General features: G+C 38.6%; 15 protein-coding genes and 1 pseudogene. 12 read left to right on the top strand and 4 right to left on the bottom strand.

The window, feature by feature from the left end:
• Positions 1 to 189 (bottom strand): hypothetical protein (locus tag NG55_RS21125; protein WP_213029721.1); only part of this gene is annotated, 189 nt, incomplete at its 3' end.
• Here NG55_RS21125 and NG55_RS12535 point away from each other — a divergent pair.
• The 7 genes from NG55_RS12535 (at position 125) to NG55_RS12505 (ending at position 16,941) form a co-directional block, all read left to right on the top strand.
• Positions 125 to 9,286: a calcium-binding protein gene (locus NG55_RS12535; RefSeq protein WP_065343436.1), complete on the top strand. Its 9,162-nt coding sequence runs from the start codon at positions 125 to 127 to the stop codon at positions 9,284 to 9,286. The two genes, NG55_RS21125 and NG55_RS12535, sit on opposite strands and share 65 nt — an antisense overlap.
• Before the next feature lie 805 nt (positions 9,287 to 10,091).
• A complete protein-coding gene (locus NG55_RS12530; RefSeq protein ID WP_065343435.1) occupies positions 10,092 to 10,646 on the top strand; it encodes a hypothetical protein in 555 nt (184 codons plus the stop codon).
• Between the two features lie 92 nt (positions 10,647 to 10,738).
• Positions 10,739 to 11,683, top strand: a complete 945-nt coding sequence (locus tag NG55_RS12525) for a hypothetical protein (RefSeq protein ID WP_065343434.1) — start codon at positions 10,739 to 10,741, stop codon at positions 11,681 to 11,683.
• Between the two features lie 96 nt (positions 11,684 to 11,779).
• Positions 11,780 to 14,638 carry a type VI secretion system Vgr family protein gene (locus NG55_RS12520; RefSeq protein WP_081409000.1) on the top strand — a complete coding sequence of 953 codons (2,859 nt, stop codon included), beginning with the start codon at positions 11,780 to 11,782 and terminating at the stop codon, positions 14,636 to 14,638.
• Positions 14,639 to 14,640: 2 nt separating this feature from the next.
• Positions 14,641 to 15,954: a LysM peptidoglycan-binding domain-containing protein gene (locus tag NG55_RS12515; RefSeq protein ID WP_065343433.1), complete on the top strand. Its 1,314-nt coding sequence runs from the start codon at positions 14,641 to 14,643 to the stop codon at positions 15,952 to 15,954.
• Between the two features lie 8 nt (positions 15,955 to 15,962).
• Positions 15,963 to 16,424: a hypothetical protein gene (locus NG55_RS21285; protein ID WP_065343432.1), complete on the top strand. Its 462-nt coding sequence runs from the start codon at positions 15,963 to 15,965 to the stop codon at positions 16,422 to 16,424.
• 46 nt (positions 16,425 to 16,470) lie between these two features.
• Positions 16,471 to 16,941, top strand: a complete 471-nt coding sequence (locus tag NG55_RS12505) for a hypothetical protein (protein ID WP_065343431.1) — start codon at positions 16,471 to 16,473, stop codon at positions 16,939 to 16,941.
• 158 nt (positions 16,942 to 17,099) lie between these two features.
• On the opposite strand, the pseudogene NG55_RS12500 reads toward NG55_RS12505, so the two are convergent.
• Positions 17,100 to 17,340, bottom strand: a pseudogene (locus NG55_RS12500) (tyrosine-type recombinase/integrase); the annotation flags it as partial.
• Between the two features lie 266 nt (positions 17,341 to 17,606).
• Positions 17,607 to 18,203, bottom strand: a complete 597-nt coding sequence (locus tag NG55_RS12495) for a LysE/ArgO family amino acid transporter (protein ID WP_016541192.1) — start codon at positions 18,201 to 18,203, stop codon at positions 17,607 to 17,609.
• A 392-nt stretch (positions 18,204 to 18,595) separates the two neighbouring features.
• Between NG55_RS12495 and NG55_RS12490 the strand changes: the two genes are divergently transcribed.
• Together NG55_RS12490 and NG55_RS12485 are read left to right on the top strand one after the other, a co-directional pair.
• Positions 18,596 to 19,759: an MFS transporter gene (locus tag NG55_RS12490; protein WP_065343429.1), complete on the top strand. Its 1,164-nt coding sequence runs from the start codon at positions 18,596 to 18,598 to the stop codon at positions 19,757 to 19,759.
• A gap of 246 nt (positions 19,760 to 20,005) precedes the next feature.
• Positions 20,006 to 20,893, top strand: a complete 888-nt coding sequence (locus NG55_RS12485) for an ArgP/LysG family DNA-binding transcriptional regulator (protein WP_016541194.1) — start codon at positions 20,006 to 20,008, stop codon at positions 20,891 to 20,893.
• Between the two features lie 112 nt (positions 20,894 to 21,005).
• Here NG55_RS12485 and NG55_RS12480 read toward each other — a convergent pair whose 3' ends face one another.
• Positions 21,006 to 21,341 carry a hypothetical protein gene (locus NG55_RS12480; protein ID WP_065343428.1) on the bottom strand — a complete coding sequence of 112 codons (336 nt, stop codon included), beginning with the start codon at positions 21,339 to 21,341 and terminating at the stop codon, positions 21,006 to 21,008.
• A 348-nt stretch (positions 21,342 to 21,689) separates the two neighbouring features.
• Between NG55_RS12480 and NG55_RS12475 the strand changes: the two genes are divergently transcribed.
• The 3 genes from NG55_RS12475 to NG55_RS12465 all read left to right on the top strand — a co-directional run bounded on the left by NG55_RS12475 (position 21,690) and on the right by NG55_RS12465 (position 23,537).
• Complete coding sequence (locus NG55_RS12475; protein ID WP_016660205.1) at positions 21,690 to 22,100, top strand: J517_1871 family lipoprotein; 411 nt, start codon at positions 21,690 to 21,692, stop codon at positions 22,098 to 22,100.
• A 72-nt stretch (positions 22,101 to 22,172) separates the two neighbouring features.
• Positions 22,173 to 22,796, top strand: a complete 624-nt coding sequence (locus NG55_RS12470) for a MarC family protein (protein WP_016541197.1) — start codon at positions 22,173 to 22,175, stop codon at positions 22,794 to 22,796.
• Positions 22,797 to 23,021: 225 nt separating this feature from the next.
• On the top strand, positions 23,022 to 23,537 hold the full coding sequence (locus NG55_RS12465) for an acyl-CoA thioesterase (RefSeq protein ID WP_016660206.1): 516 nt from the start codon (positions 23,022 to 23,024) through the stop codon (positions 23,535 to 23,537).
• Positions 23,538 to 23,630 lie beyond the last annotated feature (93 nt).

Here is a 23,630-nt window from a genome sequence, read left to right as displayed (position 1 = left end):
ACCAACCCCGACACCAACTCCGACACCAACCCCGACGCCAACGCCGACCCCGACACCAACGCCGACGCCAACGCCGACGCCGACACCAACCCCGACGCCAACTCCAGTTCCTGTACCAACCCCTGTGCCACCAGTACCAGTACCAGTACCTCGTGATCCATTAACAATAGATTTAAATAAAGATGGCATTATCTCAACTATTTCTAAGGCAAATGGCGTCAATTTTGATTTAGATAATAGTGGTTTTGCCGAGCGAACGGCATGGGTTGCCCCTACTGATGGGCTGCTTGTACTCGATCGAAATAAAAATGGTCAGATTGATGGTGGAGCTGAATTATTTGGTACAGAAACATTATTGTCAGATGGAAGATTTGCCAAAAATGGATTTGAGGCCTTGGCTGATCTAGATAGTAATCGGGATGGCTTCATTACTAAGGAGGATGCCTTATTTGGTGATATTAGAGTTTGGCAGGATTTAAATACAGATGGTTTAGCAACTGCAAATGAACTAAAAACTCTGGAAGAAGTTGGAATAGAATCTATCGCTCTAGAACATACTGTGAGAGCAAGAACGGATCAGAATGGTGTTTTACACAGAGAGCAAGGTAAAGCCTTTACAAGTACAGGCGCAGAGTTATTGGTTGAAACTTTATGGTTTGATACAGATGCCCGCATAGGTGTACCTGTCCAGATTCAACAAGGTGGCAATATAGAAATATCGGAAGATATTTTGGCACTGCCTGACGCCAAGGGATTTGGTAATTTGTACTCATTACATCAAGCGATGGCATTAGATGAGTCTGGTACATTAAAACAGTTGGTAGAAAGCTTCGTTGCAGAAATAAACCCATATCAGCGACAAGAAATTCTGGAGAGTATTCTTATTGCCTGGGCAAAACAGGATGATGTTGCTAAAAATAGTCGAGGCTATTATGTCGATGCTCAACACTTAGGAGTATTGGAAACAATATGGGGGCAAAAGTCACCACAAGATAGACCTGATAACTTATTTAGTCAGTCACTTGAAAAAACATACAGCCAGTTTAAACAGTCTGTTTATGCTCAGATCATGAATGACAGTCATTATAAAGGCTTTCTATCCAAATTTTATAATGGTTTAGATGGGAAGTTTAATGATTATGCTGCAATGTGGAAATTCATTGAAAATCATTTAGAGAAAAATTCTACTGATTTCCTTGGAGACTTTAGGGACTTTATTGAGGTTGTTAAAGGGCTGGATCCTTATAAACAAGGAACTTTCGAAGCTTTTAAAGCTTATTATGATCAAGCTGAAATAGAAATTTCTGGTCTTTCCCATGAGTTTATTATGTTGATAATGTATGAAGGTGATGATGTTATTCATCTTCAAAATTCAAATTATGTTTCATCTTATAGTGGTAATGACATTATTTATGGGGCTGAGGAAAATGATTTAGTTTATGCGGGTACAGGTAATGACTCGATTTATGCAGGTCAAGGAAATGATACTGTTTATGCTGAAGAAGGTAATGATGTCATTTATGGTGGAGATGGACACGACACTTTGTATGGTGGAGATGGTACGGACAATCTTTATGGTGGACAGGGCAATGATCAACTCTTTGGTGGTTTAGGAACAAACTATCTGCATGGTCACGATGGAGATGATTTATTATTCCTTGCAGGGAATGATTATGCCTACGGTGGTGAAGGTCGAGATACCTATGTATATTTAGAAACTGCTGGTCATGTTTTTATTGATAATTATGAAAGTGTTGAAAGTAAGGACGGATTATTAATACATGGTGTATTAGCAGATAACGTTATCTATAGAACAAGAAAGTTTGATTTAATCATTGATATTAGTTCAAATAAATCAATTACAATTAAAGATTTCTTTAATAATTTGGGTGAAGTTAACTCTAATTATGCCTTAGATCATATTGTTTATGTCGATTCAAATTTCAAAACATTAAATGCTGAAGATATTAAGAATTTAGTGATTCGTAATCTGGAGTTAACAGGCACAAACGATGATGAAACAATCCTTGGTGATGACGGTCATGATATTTTAACTGCTTTAGATGGCGATGATATTGTCATTGCTAAAAAAGGTGATGATGTTGTTTATGGTGGTGCTGGTCAAGATGAACTATATGGTGGTTTAGGACATGACCAATTATATGGTGATGCTGGAAATGACCAGATCTTTGGTGAGGACGGAAATGATCGACTTTATGGTGGTGATGGAGATGATCATTTAGATGGAGGACAAGGTTCAGACGCACTTTATGGAGGACAAGGTTCAGACACACTTTTAGGTGGTTCAGGGAATGATCAACTATATGGTGATGCTGGAGATGATCTTTTAGTTGGTGGAGCTGGTAGCGATTATTTATCAGGTGGAGCTGGTAATGACACCTATATATTTGCTCTAGACTTTGGCCATGATGTGATCAGTAATTATGATACTACACAGAATCGTTTGGATATTATCAAGTTTATTGATGGGTTGGTGCAAAGTGACTTTAGTTTCCAACGTAATAATAATGACCTGATCATTCGGACTCTAGATAATCAGAACAGTATCACAGTCCAAGGTTATTTTGATTCTGATGCTTTAGGGCACTATCGTATTGATGAGATTAAATTCTCTGACAACACAGTACTTACTGTGGAAGATATCAAAGATATTGTAATTCAGACTACTGAAAACGCTGACATCATTTATACATATGCCAATACACAAATATTGGAAGCACAAGGTGGCGATGATACCGTGTATGGTGGTGGTGGTCATGATCAGATATATGGCGGTTTAGGAAATGACCAGCTTTATGGTGGTATTGGAAATGACCAATTGCATGGTGATGAAGGTAATGACCGAATCTATGGTGGTGATGGGAACGATACACTGGTTGGGGGAATTGGTAATGATACTCTTGATGGTGGTGCTGGTAATGATACCTATATATTCAGCTTGGGAGATGGGAAGGATACGATTCAGAGCTATGAATATAATGCTAATAAACTAGATCGTATTGTATTTAATGAAGGGATTGATCCTGATGATGTTAGCCTAAAACGACAGGGTAATGATCTGATTGTTCAATATTCAGAACAAGATCAAGTTACCGTAAAATATTATTTTGATACGAATGGTGAAACTGCTTACCGAATAGATCAGATTGTGTTTGCAAATGAAATCATTTGGGATATTGCCACTATCAAAAATATCCTCCTCGGTGCAACAAATGGTGATGATGTTATTCAGGGATATGGGAGTTCGGATCAATTAACTGGCCTAGCAGGCAACGATACTCTATATGGCAATGGTGGTGATGACACACTTATTGGTGGTATAGGTAATGACTATCTTGATGGCGGTACTGGTAATGATACCTATATCTTTAGCTTGGGAGATGGTAAAGATACGATTCAGAGCTATGAGAATAGTACCAATAAGATGGATCGAATTGTCTTTGAAAATGGGATCAATTCTGATGATGTCAATTTAAAGCGTCAAGGAAATGATCTGATTGTTCAATATTCGGAACAAGACCAGATTACTGTGAAACAATATTTTGATGCTAATGGTGAGACGGCTTACCGAATAGATCAGATTGTGTTTGCAGATGAAACAGTTTGGGATTTATCTATAATCAAACAGAAAGTTCTTGCTGCAACAGAAAATGATGATGTTATTCAGGGTTACAGTAGTGCTGACCAACTCAGTGGCTTGGCTGGTAATGATACTTTATATGGTAATGCAGGTAACGATACCTTAGACGGTGGAGACGGTACAGATCGATTATATGGTGGCTCTGGCAACGATATTTTAATCGGTGGCACTGGTAATGACATATTAGAAGGTGGCACTGGTAATGATATCTATATCTTTGCCCCTAATTTTGGTCATGACACTATCTATAACTATGATAGTACCGCAAACCGTCAGGATATTATTCAATTTGTTGATGGATTAGTACAAAGTGATTTCATTTTCCGAAGAGATAACAATAACTTGGTTATCCGTACTCTGGATGGTGAAAATAGTGTTATTGTACAGCACTATTTTGAGTCTGATGCTTTAGGAAACTATCGTATAGATGAGGTTCAATTCTCTGATGATACTCTACTGAATGTGGAAGATGTTAAAGCCTTGGTTTTATTGGGTACACCAGAAGCTGATACTTTAATCGCTTATGAAACAGGCAGTATAATTTCGGGTGAAGCTGGTGATGATGTAATTCATGGAAATACTGGATCAGATGAACTTTACGGTGGAGATGGTTTTGATAAACTCTATGGTGGAGCTGGTAATGATCATTTAGACGGTGGATCTGGTGATGACCAGCTTTATGGCGGAATCGGTAATGATATCTTGAGTGGCGGTACTGGCAATGATCGACTTGAAGGTGGTGACGGTAACGACGACCTCCAAGGTGGTGCAGGAAACGATATTCTTATTGCTGGTTCTGGAAACGATATATTAACTGGTGGTACTGGAAATGATGAGCTGACTGGTGGAGCTGGCAATGATACCTATATTTTTGCCCGTAATTTTGGTCATGACACGATTTATAATTATGATAGCACCGCAGACCGTCAGGATATTATTCAATTTATTGATGGGTTGGTACAAAGTGATTTTACATTCCGACGCAATAACGATGATTTAGTGATTCGTACACTGGATAGTGAAAACAGCATCACAGTACAGCACTATTTCCAGTCAGATGCACTGGGGCATTACCGAATTGACCATATCCAGTTTTCGGACAGTACCACACTGGATGTTGAAGCCGTAAAAGCTTTAGTTCTATTGGGTACAGCCGGAGCCGATATTTTAAAAGCCTATGCCGTAGGTAGTACGATTTCAGGCGAAGCTGGCGATGATGTCATTCATGGTAATTCAGGCGTAGATGAGCTTTATGGAGATGATGGACTAGATCAACTCTATGGTGGCGATAGCGATGATTACTTGGATGGTGGAGCTGATAATGACCAATTGTATGGTGGTGCAGGTCATGATGTCTTAATCGGTGGTACTGGCAATGACCGACTTGAAGGTGGTGACGGTAACGATAACCTCCAAGGTGGTATTGGAAATGATGAGCTGACAGGTGGAGCTGGCAATGATACCTATATTTTTGCCCCTAATTTTGGTCATGACATTATTAACAACTACGACTCAGGCCAAAATCGTCAGGATATGATCCAGTTTACAGAAGGTTTAATCCAAAGTGACTTCACATTCCGACGTAATAATGACGATTTGGTGATTCGCACCCTTAATGGTGAAAACAGTATTACTGTACAGAACTATTTCCAGTCTGATGCATTGGGGCATTATCGAATTGACCAAATCCAGTTCTCAGACAGTACCACACTGGATGTTGAGGCTGTGAAAGCCTTGGTTTTATTGGGAACAGCCGAAGCTGATATTTTAAGAGCCTATACAACGGGTAGCACGATTTCAGGTGAGGTTGGTGATGATGTCATTCATGGAAATATCGGTTCAGACCAGCTTTATGGTGGTGATGGACTAGACAAACTTTATGGCAGTGATGGAGATGACCACTTGGACGGTGGTGCTGATGATGACCAACTCTATGCTGGCAATGGCAATGATGTCCTTATCGGTGGTTCTGGTAACGATCTGTTGCATGCAGGTGATGGTTCAGATCAGCTCTATGGCGGGACTGGCGATGATGTTCTCAACGGTGGAGCGGATAACGATCTTCTGGATGGAGGCGATGGTTTCGACCAACTGAATGGTGGCACTGGAGATGATATTTTAGTTGGTGGTACAGGTGATGATGTACTGATTGGTGGACAAGGAAACGATATTTATCGCCTTGATTTTGGTTGGGGGCAGGACACCATCCAGTACGAATCCAAGAATCAAACCGATATTGATACGATTGAGTTCATTAATATCAATCCAGATGACCTGATTGTCAGAAAAGTGGGTCAGGATATGGTCATTATCCACCGTATTACGGGAGACCAACTGATTGTTGAGTCGCAATTTAGTGACTATCTATCCAATAAGCCAATCAACAAAGTTTGCTTTGATGACCAAACAGAATGGGATGAGGCTGCACTCAATATTCAGGCGGTTAAGGGAACTGAATTAGACGATATCATTGAGGGAACAACCGATCATGATGTGATTCATGCAGGTGATGGTGATGACATTGTTTATGGCCGTTCAGTCTATTCAGAAACACCAGAAACCCAATACTTTGTGTATGGCGGAGCAGGTAACGATAAAATCTATGCCACAGGTTATCTTGATGGTGGTGCAGGTGATGATGAAATTGAAGGCGCTGGGCATTTGCTTGGTGGTGAGGGCAATGACATTCTCAATGGCCAAGGTGTCCTAGAGGGGCAGGCCGGCAATGATACCTTAACTGGACAAGGTAAATTGTATGGGGGCGATGGACAGGATCATCTTACCTTAACAGGTTTGTATGGTGATGAGCTTGGATTGCTTGCTGGCGGTTCGGGTGATGATATCCTGATTGTTGATGTAAACCGAAGACAATTTGTAAATGGTTCTAATCAAAATGAATTTATACAAGATGACGATGGTTATCATGCTATTCAGGATACGGAGCTGACAGAGGCGCAGCGTGCAATCTATGTTGAGGGTGGTCAGGGTAACGATACCATTTATGGTTCATTTGGGGATGAGGTTTACCTGTTTAATCTAGGGGATGGTCAGGACACAATTATTGAGCGTCCAGCAGGTCAGAACTATAGCAATGTCGCTGTATCATTTGATGTATTGCGTTTTGGTCAGGGTATTGCAACAACAGACATAAGCCTCCATCGTTATGGCAATGATCTGGTCATCCAGCATGGCAACCAGACAGATCAGGTTACCATTCAAAACTACTTTACGGGTGGTCATCATAAGGTCAATGAAATTCAGTTTGCTGACTCAACTACTTGGAACAATAGCTATATTGAGAACCATGTCATCTATCATGGTACAGCCAATAATGATGAGGTTTGGGGCTATCGTGATACCCATGAAACCTTTGAAATGGGTGCAGGTGACGATAAGGTTTATTCAGGTGCAGGCAATGACATCATCTATGGTCAGGCTGGAGATGACACTCTGTGGGGACAGGCTGGAAATGATACGTTTTATGGAGGGGTCGGCGCTGATTATTTAGAGGGTAATGAGGGTGACGACATTCTGTATGGTGATCAGGACAACGACATTCTTTATGGTGGGGCTGGTAATGACATCCTTTATGGTGGGCAGGGCGACGATACACTGAGGGGCGGTACAGGGCACGATATCCTGGATGGTGGTGCAGGGAATGATAAATATTTCTATTACTTGGTTGATGGTACAGAGACCATTGACCAGACAGGTGGTGGAACAGATGTTCTGTGGTTGATGGATCAGGGTATTACCGAGGATAGGATTAAATTTACCAAAGAAAATAATGACCTGATTGTGACGATTGACAATAATCCAAATCAGTCGGTCCGAGTCAAGGACCACTTCTTGGGGGGGGAGAAAGCAATTAGCAGTGTACAGCCGAATGGGGGCTATACCATCACAGCGGCTCAAATTGCAGTCAAGGTCAATGCTTCTTCTGGAGGTTCATCCGATCCAGCAGGTGATACCATTTATCAATATAGCTCTGGTGCAATGACGATCACGGAACAATCGGGTAATGATACAGTTCTATTTAAGAATGGCATTACCTTTAGTCAGGTGGGTAATCATCTGACTAAATCAGGGGATGACCTGATCCTGAAAGTAAATGGTAGCAATACCAATAAAGTCACCATCAATAACTTCTTTAAGGCAGGTCAGTATCTGGTTGAAACCTTGCAGTTTGAAACAGGTGGACAACTGACGGCTGAACAAATCTTTGGAGCATTCGGCCTGACAATTCCATCAGGAACAACCCCAACGCCACCAAATCCCGCGGGAGATACAACCTATACCTATAGTTCTGGCGAATTGACCATTACTGAACAGTCGGGTAATGATAAGGTCATCTTTAAAAATGGCATTAGCTTTAGCCAGGTGGGTAACTATCTGTCTAAATCAGGTGACGATCTTATTCTTAAGGTGAATGGTAGCAACACCAATAAGGTCACAGTGAAAAACTTCTTCCTGGCAGGGAATTATCTGGTTGAAAACTTTGAATTTGAGATGGGTGGTAATTTAACGGCAGAGCAGGTTTTTGGAGCGTTTGGTTTAACATTGCCATCTACAGGTGGCGGAAATCAGGGTTCCAGTGAGGTTGCAGGTGACACTGTCTATAACTACACCACAGGTGCTTTAACCATTACTGAACATTCAGGCAATGACAAGGTCATCTTTAAAAATGGTATTACTTTTAATCAGGTGGGAAGTTATTTGACCAAATCAGGTGATGACCTGATCCTGAAAGTGAATGGTAGCAACACTAATAAGGTCACGGTGAAAAACTTCTTCCTGGCAGGTCAGTATCTGGTTGAAACATTCCAGTTTGAGACAGGGGGGCAAATGACCGCTGAGCAGATTTTTGGGGCGTTTGGCATCACCATGCCACAGCAAAGTGCGCCAGCAAACACACCACCTGAAAATACGAATTTAGATGCTTTTAACACCACCTATAACTACAGTTCAGGTGCCATGGTCATTGATGAAAAGCTGGGTACAGATCAGGTGGTTTTTGGCAACGGAATTACCTTTAGCGAGGTGGGTAACTATCTAACTAAATCGGGTGATGACCTGATCCTTAAGGTGAATGGCAGCAATAGCAACAAGGTTACAGTAAAAGACTTCTTCCTTGGAGGTGCGCATGAGGTCGAATCTTTCAATTTCGAAACAGGTGGCAGTATTTCCTCACAGCAGATTTATCAGGTATTTGGTGTGGATCGTCCTGTCAATGCTGAGGATGAAGTCACCAGTATTGTAATGGGTGATTCAGGTGATAACGTGCTGAGCAGTGATGCGGCGGTGAGTGAATTATTCATCTTAAACGAGGGCAATGATATTCTTGAATTGTTGCTCAATGCTTCAGGTGAGACTGCTGTGGATTATGTAACTGACTTTGATATGGCGGAAGACCAGATTGATTTGTCGCAAATATTGGACAGTCATGCAACCAGTTCCAATCTTTCCAGCTATATCGAGATTATTTATGATGCAGATGCTAAAACAAATACATTGAGTGTTCGTAGTCAGTCAAATGTAAATCCCAAAGATCTTCTCATTCTTACTAATCAAGCTGAACAATTATCAGTAGCTGATCTCATGATGAATCAGTCCATCATTTATTAATACTTCTTGAGTTGTAGGGTAGAGAGTTGCCCTACAACTTTATAAACAATCAATTATTCTACTTAAGCACTCATCAAAGCTTTACGTTTTCAAGAAAGTTAGCAGCTTCACCCTCATCTGGTAGCTTATGAGCAAGTACATTTTCATAGAGTTCACGTGGGTAGTCAGTTAGTGTACTTGGAGCCATATCTCAAAATTATTGCGCTTAATGTACAATCACCAAATTATTGAAGAAAATTGAGTTCACTTAATAAAATAGCAGCAAATAAAGAATTGAATTTTTTGTAGTAAAAATAGTAGTAAAAAAATAATTTAAAATATTTAATTGTTTATTATCAATAAATTATATTTTTAGTTTGACTGTCACCGCTTCCGCCAAATACGAAAAAGCCCTTATGAAAATAAGGGCTTTTTTCTTGTCTGTAGATTTACCCCTTAATTTACCCCACATCAAATGCTGGATTGGAATAGCCAAAATAAGAATAATTCAGATAGGTTTAGATAAAAGTGAAATTGAACACTCACAAAACTTCAAAAACATACCGATATATAAATGAGCTGTGTATTTATTTTTGATGCTTTTTAAATTGTACGTAGTCAGGATAATTTCTTATTGAGATTCTTATTCTGATCTGAGATTGAGAGCGGTGTGTACTTAGTCCTCTAAGAAAACCACAAATACATTTAATTTGAGGCGTATCTGTTAGAGTTTTTGATTGATCACTTACGACATTATCAAAATTTTTTTGATATAGAATATATATCGTACTTATTTTTGAAAGAACATTATTGGAAATAATTTTGGATGAAAATTATAAAAGGAACAAATTTTTGGAGGTTACTCTCAATCATTCTGATGTTCATTATTTTTCTAGGATTGTATTATTTTTTTATTGTTTATCCTAAGGATACACTGAAAAACCGTTTGGCAATTGCTGAAGAAATTCTTATGGCATCAAATTGGCAAGATTTGGCATATAAGCATGACTTGTATAAAGCATTACTAAATCAGAATGTACCGCTGAATCCTATTAACGATGAAATTTACTTGGATGATCTGAATAGGCTTAGAGTGTTATATCAAAGTGGAGAAGGCGAAAAGTTAATAGATATATTGAACAAATATTCTAAGTACTCAATTTATCAGGATAAAAGTGTTCGTGGGCTATGCCTACAATTAGAGTTTCTTCAATTGTATAAAGATAAAATTAAGCGAGAGAAGTACCAGACTGAGAGATTAGCTCGTTGGCAAAATTTTAATGAGAAAAATTGGGAAACGGTTTCTTCTTGGTTACAAGAGAAAGATGCATTTAATCAATTCTTTAAATCAAAAAATATGCAAGTTGATTGTTCTTTTTAAGCCTAAGCCAATAAAGTAGGGCCGCCTTGCATACTTATACAGTATTTGATAAAACCACCAATCAATCACGGAAACAAGCTCTATAAATCATTATGGCTAAAAAGTATATTCTTTATCCAATAAAAACAATTAAGGATTGGCAGGGTGAAGACTGGGATGTTTATGAAGAACGAAAAACACAAACCAAACTAACTTTAAATTTTGGTTGGTTATATGGCGTACCACGAGTAGGTTCAAAATCTCTTATTCTTACATTTGAGTTGGTTGAGTATCTAAAAACAGTTACATATCGTGAGACGATAGAGCAACTTGGGATATCGACTTCCACTGCAACCAAGATAAGACGTAACTTAAATCTCCAAAAAGAAGTTGTTCGGCGTGACAGGGATTGGATTATCCAGCATCAAAATGAAATCCTGTACTATAGCTATCCAATGTTATTGGAAAAATATGGACTTCGAAAAGGCATTGTTAAAAGTTACTCTAACTATTTGGTTGCTGAAGTTGGAATCAAAAGAAAAGGAACGCGTCATCACGAAAGCCAATTTGCTGTAGAAAAAATCTATCTCAGACATAAAGAGGAAATTGCCCAGTGTCGAAGCCCCAAAGTATTACAAAAAATGCTTCAGACAGATGAATATACAGCCCGAAAATTCCATGAATTGGCCTGCGCTGAATTGAATCTAACGGTGATGACTGAAGATTTTCTCAAAAACTTAAGAGATACTTGGCAGTGGCGTTATCAACATCAAGCGACTATTTTAAATTCTCAGATGTCAATTAAACAAATTGCGGAACAGCTCAATACCACAACGGATGAGATCAATAATGCCCGCAAGGCATTAAGACGCAGATTAAACATCAAAGAAACTATTGGCGTGGTGAGGGAAGTAGATATGGAGAAGTGGGTATTAGAACATGCAACAGAATTAAGAAATTTAAAAGTGAGTCAATTAAGAGAGAAATATCAACTCACTAAATCGCAACTTAAATATCGTCGAATGCGACTTAAAAAGCTTAAACAAAAAGAGACATAAATAGTCGATTTTCACGAATGTTTTAGACAGGTCTGTATAGACAAATTACGTCATTTTTGATTAAAATTTGTCACAACCTAAACTCAATAATAAGCTATGTTTAATAATATTTATGCTGCATTAGAGCAACTTGGGCTTACTGCGCAGAAGCGTGCGATTCATGTGCAGTTCAGTAATAATAAACTTAACGACCAAGTCTTTCTCCAGCGTATTGATGGAACACATGCCATTAATGACGGAGTTCAGTTACAACTGATCTGCCTTTCAACTTCAGCAACGATCCCTTTAAAGCAGTTTATTGGTAGCCAAGTAGCCGTAGATATCGTCAATGACAAATCTGAGTTAAATCGTATTTCAGGCATTGTAACTAAAGCGGATGTGGGTGCTAGTGATGGCGCACTGACAATTTATCGTCTTACGATTGAAGACCCAACTGCATTATGGAAACATCGTAGAAATTCCCGCGTCTTTATGGCGAAATCTGTTGTTGATGTCGTGCAATGTATTTTTTCTGAGTGGCAGCAACGGAGTTCCTTATTTGCTTCAAGTCTGACTTTGGATATCAGTGGGCTAACCAAGGACTACGATGTAAGACCATTCATTATGCAGAATAATGAACTGGACAGCGAATTCATTCAAAGATTACTATTTTCCGAAGGTGTTAGTACTTTAATTGATGAAGCACAGCTAAAAGTATCGAGTTCAAGTGAACAAATCCAAGCACAAAAACTCAGACTGATTGACAGCAATGATCAATACAAGGCATTGGATCGACGTAGCATCCGTTTTCATCGGAGTAGTGCGACAGAACAACAGGACAGCATCACAGCATTTACAGGTTTACGCTCAATCCAACCGACTTCAGTGCATATCCAACGTTGGCAAGCCGATGCATTGGAAACAGAGGAAGGGGCTGGTTCAGTTCAAAGCAAACACAGTCATAGCGATAATCAGGATAATGCCAGTCTAGGTCTAGAACAAGCATGGCATTTTTCACCTGCATGGATACAAGACTTGAATGGTGAAGATGGTGTAACAAAATCAGGCAACAGCCAGATTGAAAAGTTCAATGAAAACCTGAGCAACTATTACGACTCACAAGCCAAACAATTTACTGCAACATCAACGGTACGTGATGCACATGTTGGCTACTGGTTTGAATTTAACGAACATCCAGAAATTGATGGGCACGATGGCTCAGATAAAGAATTTCTGATCACATCAAAGAATTTCTATAACCAAAATAACTTACCGAAAGACCTGACAGATCAAGTCACTGTCTTATTAAAACAAAGCAACTGGCAACAGAATGAAGTGTACACCGATCAGCAAGATGAACGCCAAGCCAACGCATTAGTCCTGCAAAGACGTCATATTACGCTTGTCCCTGAATATAATCCCTTAACCCAAAGACCGACAGCTCATCCAATGCGCGCAAAAGTGGTTGGGCCAAGCGGTGAAGAAATCCATGTGGATGAATGGGGGCGGATCAAAGTCCGCTTCCTGTTTACCCGCAATGACGATCATAGCCACGATGGTGGTGCGGGTGCTAATGACAACGACACCGATTCAGCATGGGTGGATGTACTGACCCCTTGGGCGGGTGAAGGTTATGGCGCACGCTTCTTACCGAGAATTGGGGAGATGGTAGTGATCAGCTTCTTTGATGGCAACATTGACCGTCCTTATGTGGTTGGGCGGATTCATGAGGCGCAACGTCATCCAACTAAATTCGATGATAAAGGCAAACTACCTGACACCAAAAAACTGGCAGGGATCAAGTCCAAAGAATATCAAGGTGAAGGTTTTAACCAACTGCGTTTTGATGACACCACGGGGCAGATTAGTGCACAACTGCAAAGTAGTCATGCTGCTAGCCAACTCAATTTAGGTAAACTCAGCCATCCAAAAGACATCGCGACAAGTGAAGATCGCGGAGAAGGTTTTGAACTCCGTACCGATCAATGGGGCGTAGTCCGTGCAGGCGAAGGTCTACTGCTTTCCACCTATAAACAGGATCAGGCTCAAGGCGAACATCTAGATGCACAGCCAGCCAAGCAACAGCTAGAAGGCAACCAAAACAATGCCAAAGCATTAAGTGAAGTTGCCAAGAATCAGCAAACCGATGAAATTGAGTCTTTAGAGCAGTTAAAAGAGTTTGCAGATCAAATTCAGAACAAGATCGCAAAATTTGAAAAAGCTTTATTGTTATTGAATTCACCTGCGGGGATTGGACTGAGCACCAGTGACGATATTCATGTATCCGCGGATGGACAGATCAATCAGTTTGCAGGGGGTAGCATTAACCTGAGTACGCAAAAAAATCTGGTTGCACATGTGCAAAATCGAATCAGCCTATTTGCCGCACAAAGTGGGATCAAACAAGTGGCTGCCAAAGGTAAGTTTGAAGTACATGCCCAGTCGGATGGCATGGATTTACTTGCCAAGCAGGGTATTCAGATTATTTCGACTGAGGACCGTATTGAAATCATCAGTCCTAAAGAAATTGTATTTACTGGTGGTCCATCACAACTCAAGCTGAATGGTTCAGGAATTTTCCCTATCACCAGTGGCAAGTTTGAGGTGAAGGCGGGGCAGCATTTATTTGAGGGAGGGCAAAGAGTAAAAGCTGAAATACCATCTCTCCCTATTGTAAGTGATATTAAGACTTTTACTAATAAATGGGATTTTTATGATTTATTTTATGAAGCTGATTTTTCAAAGGTTCAATATAAATTAATTAATAATATAAATAATATTTATATTTCAGGAACTTTAGATGAACATGGTCGGACTAAACGTATGAATACTTCTAGTAATGAAGGATATGACATTCTTATTGGTAAGGATGATGATTGGACTGTTTCCGTGGATGATGAAAGTGAAGTTGATGATTTTGAATATAATTGTAGTTGTGGTTCACAAGGTAGCCATGAACATGAGGATGGGATCTAATCATGGATTGTTTAGCAAATATCAAGTTTTTAGATGCTCTTGATCAGCCAATAAAAGGGTTAGTTCACCAACTATGGGTTGGATCGACATTGATTTCTGATTATATAACTTCTGATAGTGGTGAATCTGTTTGGATTAAACGTCCTGTAGGTACAATTATTGATGTTCGAGTAAGAAGTATAGTTACTGGACAATATAACTCTCAAGTTAAAATACAGCTTATTGGTGAAAAAACTGTTTTTATTGTGCGTAGCCCTAAAATTTTACTCAAAGGAGTAAATCTTTCAGCCAAAGATGTCGCAACTGGCACATATGTACGATCAACATATATTGTTGCCGAAGGCGATTATTTAGGTCGAATTGCTGATGATAATCATACAACTACAAATGAATTAATTAGAATTAATAATTTAAAAAGTGATACTGATATTAGACCTGGGCAAATTTTAAAAATTCCAGTCAGAAAATCTGAAGCATCAACGCCACCACCTGAAACTAAGTCTAAACCACAAACACCAAAACCAAATCAACAAGAAAAAACCAAGGTTATCGTTGTCCAGCAAACGGATACTTTGCCGTTAATTGCAAAAATTACAGGCAATACGGTTGATGAAATCAAAAAATTAAGCGGTCTTACTAGTGATAGATTGAGCCATAATCAAAAGTTGAGAGTTTATGATCGTCAAGTAGCATCTACAGCATCAAAACCTACAACACCGAAGAAAAATGAAGAGAAAAAGCCTGCAACACTACCAAAAGTTACCCAAGATGCTTCTAAAAATAAAGAAAAAACACCTGTAGCTAAAGTTGAAGCCTCTACGCCAGTCAATGTAAATGGCTTATTGCCGCAAGCTTGTGGTGGAGAAAAACACTACAAAAGGACTTTGGCTCGAATAGCTGAATTACATGCTGTGTATCAACCATATGTTATTAAATTAATAAATGCTGCTTATCAACAACTTGGTATTACATGGGTTATTACAGATGGTTATAGAAGCCCATCAACTCAAAATGCTTTACCAAGTGCCAATACTAATGCTAAAGCTCTACAGAGTTACCATCAATACGGGTTGGCAATAGATATTGTTTCAGTCAGAAATGGAGAAATAACATATCTTACAAATGCTAATCAGTCTATGCTGGATAGTAAAGCATTAGGACCAATAGGTCTGAAATTAGGTTTAGGCTGGGGGGGAACATGGAAAAAGAAAGATTGGCCTCATTTTGAGTTACAACCAAATGGGAAAACTTGGCGTGATTTAAAACCCCAACTCTTAGAGTTAGGTGTAAAAAACTATAAAAAGTTAAAATTTTAGGTGAAATTATGAGAAAAGAAATTATAGGTTATTTTGTCCTAACGTTGTCTATCGTTGGGTGTATTGATAATCAAGCATTAGCTTATACTTATACTGGCTCTCAAATAACCAGTAAGTTTAATAAATTACAATCAATTGTTATCCCTTATGAATATGAAAATGGAGTGCTGTCAGATAAACATGCAACAATATATAAAATGAAAAATGGAGAATGTGCAATTGTTGCTATTTTAAATAATGAATCAAACTTTGGTGGATATGAAGATGTTATATATTTTTCGAATAAAAAAATGAAATCAGGATATACGCGGAGTTTTTTTTCTATATTTCTGGATAAAGAAGCAACAAAAAAATCAAAGAATATTAAATATGATGAGTTCATTAATGATTCTGATACCCAAAATGAGTTACGTACAGATTTGAACAATTATCTAAAGAAAATGAATAAAAGTACTTTAGACAAATGTTAGTTAATATTTGATCTAGTTGGAGGAGATTCTTGTAAGGTAAAGTACGATGTTAACTAAATATTTTTCTAAATCTTATATACTGCTGCTAATATTTTTAGCGGCTTGTAATAGTTCTGCAAATCAGGATATTAAAAATAAAGTATTCGAGTTAGATCTGACAGATGAGCAGATAAGTGCAGAAGGTGGGGGAATTGAGCTATATAAAGGTAAAAATTCTTGTCACCTTATACTTAATCTTTATGGGGAATCTGGCCAAGAAAAATATGACTTTAGATTTAAGAAAAAGACTTTAATAGAAACTTACTATTTAACATATAGGTATAAGAATGGGGTTTTAGGCGCTGATGATGATTTAAAGGAACTTATGGCCGTTGATAGTACTCATTCGGATGGTAGTGATATGGAGCTTATTGGGCATGAGTTAGTAGCAGGTGAGAAAGACAAAAATCTTGTTAAAAAGTTCGAAATCTATAAAAAAAGAGTCCCTACAATGATTCTGAGAAAGAACTGTGATTAAAGCTTTAAGTCTCTTGCTATAAGAATGATCGGGGGAATTGAGGCAAGTTAAAAAGCTCCAATATTTTCATATTGGTGGAGCCTGTAACTTATTTTGTGTAATTCCATTTAAAACTAATGCTTCAGTCTAAGATGGCCGAAGTATTCGTTTTATGATGTCTACTCAAAGTACGCACAACAAAATTCAGCCCAATCAGCTATTAAGCCTTTACGTTATCTCAAGATAAGCTCCACGTAAGTAGGCTGCTTCAACTTTATTTGGTAATTTATGTGCAAGTACATGTTCGCAGACTTCGCGTGGATAATCCATCTTATCAGCTGACCAGTCACGGAAAGTAGAACGGAAACCATGTGCTGTAATCATTCTGTTTTGTTTAGGATCTATATAGCCTAAGTCATTTGCACCAACCATAGTGAGTATTGTTCTCCTGTTAGAGTTCGAAAACTAATATGATATAAAAGTGGAATCGAACTGATATCAGCCAAGATAAACAAGCTGCTATTTTGAAATAGATAGAAAAAAGAAATCTCTATGTAGTAAAAAATTAAATATAAAATATTTTATTTTTATAAATCAAGTGATTGTTTTTTTAATTTGACTGTCACCGCTTCCGCCAAATACGAAAAAGCCCTTATGAAAATAAGGGTTTTTTTATTTCTCTGTATTTAGATTAACAGCTTCGTTGCAATTGCCCACATCATAAGTCCAACGACAACATCTAGAATTCTCCAAGAACTGGCTTTTTTAAACCAAGGCAATAAAACTCTTGCTCCATAGCCTAAAGTGAAAAAGAAGATCCATGAAGAAAGTATGGTTCCAGCCGCAAACCAGTACAGGTGATCGGCAAACTGAACTGAAATCGAACCAACCAGAATCACGGTGTCTAAATAGACATGTGGATTCAGCCATGTAAAGGCCAGACACATGCCAATGATTTTAAGGAGGGAATCTTTCTCAATCTGACTAGGATTCAGTGCTGAGCTATTATTGATGGCTGAGTAAAAGTTTCTGAGACCATATAAAAATAAAAAAGCAGCACCGAAGTATTTGGCAATGGTCACAATCAAAGGAAAGTCGATCACGATTTTTGAAAAGCCCATCACCCCCAGATAAATTAGGATAGAATCTGAAAGTGCACAGATTAAACAAACCCAAAATACATGCTGCTGTTTTAAACCTTGTTTGAGGACAAATGCATTCTGTGCACCAATGGCTAAAATTAAAGAAAAGCCAATACCGAGCCCATAGAAAAATGCAGTCATATTTTGGTTCCTCAATCGTATCGGGTGGTCTGTGTTGGCTTTGGATGGAAAACAACGTGCATATGCTTAGGCAAAGGCAGTTCGTCTAACGCTTAGATCAAGTGTTAGATGCTTTTTTTCCATTAAAAATTTACTGTTTGCTATTATCTTTTTATATTTATAAAAGTCAGTAAAATTAAGATTGTTTTGGTTTGGCTAAATTTTTTTTAAGGTTTAAAGGTGGGAGTACAACAAAGCAGCTTAGATATTGTTGTCCGAATTACCCCCCTTATTCTTCAATTATTGCCCTTATTTTAAGAATTGTTTTAGATCAAAATTAAAAGCAATCGACACAGGAAGTGTTCGAGGGAATATCCCAGTAAATATTTAAAAAAGAACTAAGCGAGCCAGGCATGGACCTCAATCATCATATTCAAAATGTAAATAACCGAATGCTCAGTAAAACAAGGACAGTGATTTCGCTCGGTTTTGCCACACAAGGTCTGGGTTATGCGACTGTGATGACCGCACTCCCTACAATAAAAGGCCGATTCAGACTTTCAGATGATCAGTTATCGCTGATTATTCTGGGGGTATGCATTGCAGCAGCGCTCGGCTCAATTTTAGCTGATCGTATCGCGGTAAAACTTGGATCACGACTTGCCGTTGTGACTGGTTTTATTTTTGAAGCCATAGGAATCGCAATTGCTGCATTTAGTCCCAATGTGATTGTCATGATTGCGAGCTTTTTGCTTTATGGACTTGGACTCGGTTGCTTAGATGCAGCGCTGAATATGCAAGCAGTTATCATGGAACAACGACTTGGTAAAAGTGTCTTTGGTGGTTTTTTTGCATGTTATACCGCGGCTGCATTTTTAGGGGCATTAATGATGTCAGCCACTGTTTCAACTACACTTGGAGCAACGACAGCATTATGCATTGCAGTGGTGATTGCATTCGTCACCTCACAACTTTCTAGACACTGCTTATTTCAACAAAAACAATGCTCAGACATACATCTTCAAGAGAAAGCAGCGATTCCATATCAACAACTTCTCATTTTTGGCGTGATTATTCTGATTGTGTTCACTGTCGATTCTGCAATCAGTACATGGAGTTCCATTTATCTTAAAGACGTTTTAGCAAGTTCAGCAACCATTGCTCCTTTAGGTTATGCGGCCTATCAAATAGGAATTTTGCTCACACGCTTAAGTCTTGATTATTTACTGCAATTTAAAACAGCAACATGGGTTGCTTTGGTCACGCTCCTGATTGGAGCATTCGGATGCGTATTATCTGGAATAAGTCATTCATTAGTGACGGTTATTGTTGGTTTTGCATTGGCTGGTGTCGCTGTAGGTGCGTTGGTTCCACTGACCTATTCTGCTGTAGGTCGTTTAGATGAAAGTCGACGAGATGAAATTATTGCGCGTGTTAATATTTTTAATTATGGAGGGGCAGTAGCTGGAGCCGTCATCGTTGGCTTGTTAGCAACGCCTTTTGGCTATGCGCCGTCCTTTATCGGCTTGGCATTTGCTTTACTTAGTATTATTTATTTGAGAAAAAGACTGGCTTGATCTACCTCAATCAGGACAGAGGCATTTTGCGTTGGTCGTGATCAGGGGGAAATTAATAACGATCTTGGAAAGCCCCGTGACGCCAAGGCAAATCAGAATCCTACTTGAAAGTAGGTAGATCCATTGCCTAAAAGAATGAGAACTTTTCAGAGAGAAAAGTTACGAGTTTAGCATCATCTTTTTTTCTTTTAAAAATTCAGTAGAATTAAGATTAATTGGATTTAGCTAAATTTTTTTAAGGTCGTTATGCTGGACAATAAACAATGTGAGGCCTTTTTTGCTGTTGCTGAAAATGGAAGTTTTGAACAAGCAGGGTTGAAGCTGTGCATTACTGCATCAGCGGTGACTTTAAGAGTTCAGGCACTGGAAAAAGAACTGGGACAGTTGCTATTGATTCGTGGTCGCCCTTGTGTCTTGACGCAAGCAGGTCAACAAATGTTTGAGCATTTACAGCACATCAGGCGTTTAGAGCAAAACCTGTTGCATGGTTTGACGGGTGCAGGAGAGTCACATTTTTTTAAAACCGTGATCGGTTCTAATGAGGACTCCTTGGCAACCTGGTTACTTCCAGCATTAAAGGAAGTGTTACTCAAAGAAAAGATCGTGATTGAGCTGAGAACAGATGACCAGTCGCATACTTATTCATTATTAGAAAAGGGCACAGTCAGTGCTTGTATTTCGATTGAAGATCAGCCGATGCGAGGCTGTCATGCTGAATATTTAGGACTGATGCGTTATCGCATGATGGCAACTGAGCAATTTAAAAAGAAATGGTTTGCAGAGGGAATTCATCGAGAAACATTACGCGCTGCACCCGCAATTATTTTTAATGAAAAAGACCGTATGCATTTCGATCTTCTCGAAAAAAATTATGGATTGATGAAAGGAACTTATCCTTGTCATTTAATTCCATCATCAGAGTCTTTTGTGACCGCCATTAAATTGGGGTTAGGCTATGGCATGGTGCCCGAGCTACAACTGAATATTGAAAATAAAGCAGAAGTATTGGTTGGGTTATTGCCTGATATTAGTGTTGATATTCCACTGTATTGGCATCATTGGGATCAGCAGTCAAAACCATTACAGCTTTTGACTGAACATATTGTAAATCATGCTCGATTAATTTTGGCGTAAGTAAGCCACAGTATAAATAAAACTCGTAACCAAGCTTATAAATTGTTTGCTTATAATCATGTCATATAAGTACTGATTTAGAAGCTTGATTCAAATTCGATATTTTAAATCATTAAAATATTCTAGAGCTTTGGATATATTGGGTAGAGACATTATTAAGGGCGGTTAATATGTGCATTGCATCTTGGGTTATTAACGCTTGGTTGAGCTCATTCATATAAGTTAAAAGCTGAGCTTTTACTTTGTTGGAAAAGTCTGGTGTAACAGGTTGATCTTCATAAAGTAAGACATAGTTTTTTGCAAAACCATAAATCAGCAATAAAGCACTGTGTTCTAGCGGGTACTCTGCAGCAACAATCGCTTGTTCACATTGATTTTTTAATTGTTTGTAGGCATCCGTTCCATTCGGAAGAGTCTGGAAAGTTTCAAATATAGATTGGAAAGTCATTTGAATCACTCGCTCAAAAAGAAAATCTACAGATGATCGAGCTGAAAATCAAGCCTTAATTTTTTATTTATTTTAACTCTATTCGTGTATACCTTTTATCCAAAGATTGGCATTCCGTTTTCTTAAAAAATTATCGAATGTTGAGAGGGTTATGCTAATGAAAATATTAAATTGTAGTTGTCTTGATAAAAGCTAATTCAAAAAATGAAATTGAATATAAATCTTGGATTGGGATTTATTTAAACTGTTTTTACATTTCCGATACTTGTCATATACATGGAGTACAAATTAAAAAATTGCTGATATGTGAAAATGTTAAGAATTATTTGATTTTTATCGTTTTAGGTGATGGTTGTGAAAAAGATTTTATTCCCCGTTATTTTTGCATTTGCTTTAGTGGGCTGTACCTCGATTACAACAATGTCGCCTGCTCAATTTAACCAGCTCACCACAACCCCGATTCCATTTGCTGGAAGTTGGACTGGTGAAGCGGGTGCTGCATCAGTCGCGTTAAGTCTGAACCGTCAAGGCAGTGGGTTGCTGTGTATGGATGACCGTAAGGAAGTTATGTCTTATCGGGTAAAGTTGGTCGATAACACCCTATACAGTGATAAAGGGGTCAAGTTTAAAGTCAAAGCGTTGAATAATAGTAAGGCCAACATTCACATGAGTCTATTGGGATTAGGGGTTAATCTTGATCTGAATAAAGATGATTCTCTAAAGAATGCCACAGTAGGTTGTAAGCAAGCCCTAAATTAATTTTGTATTGCTATTCTAAACCTTGCCTGTGATTGCAGGCAGTTAAGTTTTTCGCAGATGAAAGAGACCGTTATGTTTTCTCCTTATATTCATGCGTTTGCATTATTTTTCTCATTACTCAATCCCTTCCTGATGAGTGTTTATATGGTGGGGATGATCCGTAATACCGATGCAAAGGTATTTAGTAAAGCCTTGATACAGGGGAGTTTGATTGCCTTCGGGGTATTTATTCTATTTGCCTGGGGCGGTGAGAATATTTTTAGTCGCTATTTAAATGTTCGTTTCGAATCTTTTCAAATTTTTGGTGGCTTAATTTTCTTGGTCATTGGTTACCGTTATGTATTCCAGGGTGCAGAAACGATCGGAGAAATGCGGGGTGCGCCTGAACATCTGGCGGGTACTATCGCGATGCCATTTATGATCGGTCCAGGCACAATTAGTGCGGCGGTGGTGACTGGGGTGAGTGTACCTTTTACAGGGGCAATGGCTGTTATTGCAATTACCTTGATTCTAACCTGTAGTATTTTGATCTTGATGAAGTTTGGTCATGATCATTTACGCTATAAACATGCAAAATATATCGATCGCTATTTTGATATTGTCGGACGTTTATCTGCTTTGCTGATTGGTACGATTGCAATTGATATGATTGTAAATGGTATCGTTGGTCTGATCCGTTCAGCTAATTTGAGTTAATTACCTTCTAGCTTGATTTAATATATCTGATATTGAAGCTGTTTTTTCTTTCATTCATCTACCAGTTTGAAGAGCGTATTTGGATAAAAACAGTTTCATTGTCATTATTTTGAATTGAATGATAGAAAGAATATAAAAATAATTGATGATGTTTTATCATTTTGCGCATATTTTTACGCGCATGAATGAACGATAATAACAATGTTGCATTCTCAATGAGCTCTCATGTATCAATTAGATCAAGCAAACCAAGCACCTGATGACCAGTCTGAGTTGACGATGACGGTTTTAATGACACCTGATATGGCAAATTTTTCAGGTAATGTTCATGGTGGAACGATTCTCAAGTTGCTCGATCAAGTGGCTTATGCATGTGCCAGTCGATATTCAGGTAGCTATGTGGTAACCATGTCGGTTGATCGCGTCAATTTTAAAGAACCCATCTATGTCGGTGAATTGGTAACTTTCCTTGCCAGTGTCAATCATGTCGGCCGTACTTCAATGGAAATCGGCATTCGTGTTGAAGCGCAAAATATTCAAAAGCGGACAATTCGACATACCAATACTTGTTATTTCACCATGGTTGCCGTAGATGAACAGCGTAAGCCAAAAGAAGTTCCACAGCTAAATTTGGATACAGAATGGAAGCGTTGTCGTTTTGAAGCTGCTGAGCAGCGTAAGGCAATACGGTTGCAAGAAGTTCATCAACCTTCATGCAGTGTTTTTAAGAAAACCCCTTAGTACTCAGTTTTTAATAGAGTGCTGATGCAAAAAAGATCGAACCGCAGCATGGTTCGATCTTTTTTTACATTGGTAATGAAGTAAGGGTTAAAT

The organism is Acinetobacter gyllenbergii (genome assembly GCF_001682515.1).
Lineage (GTDB): Bacteria > Pseudomonadota > Gammaproteobacteria > Pseudomonadales > Moraxellaceae > Acinetobacter > Acinetobacter gyllenbergii.
The sequence above is the reverse complement of the archived record's forward strand: the minus strand, read 5'-3'. Positions and strand labels throughout refer to the sequence as shown.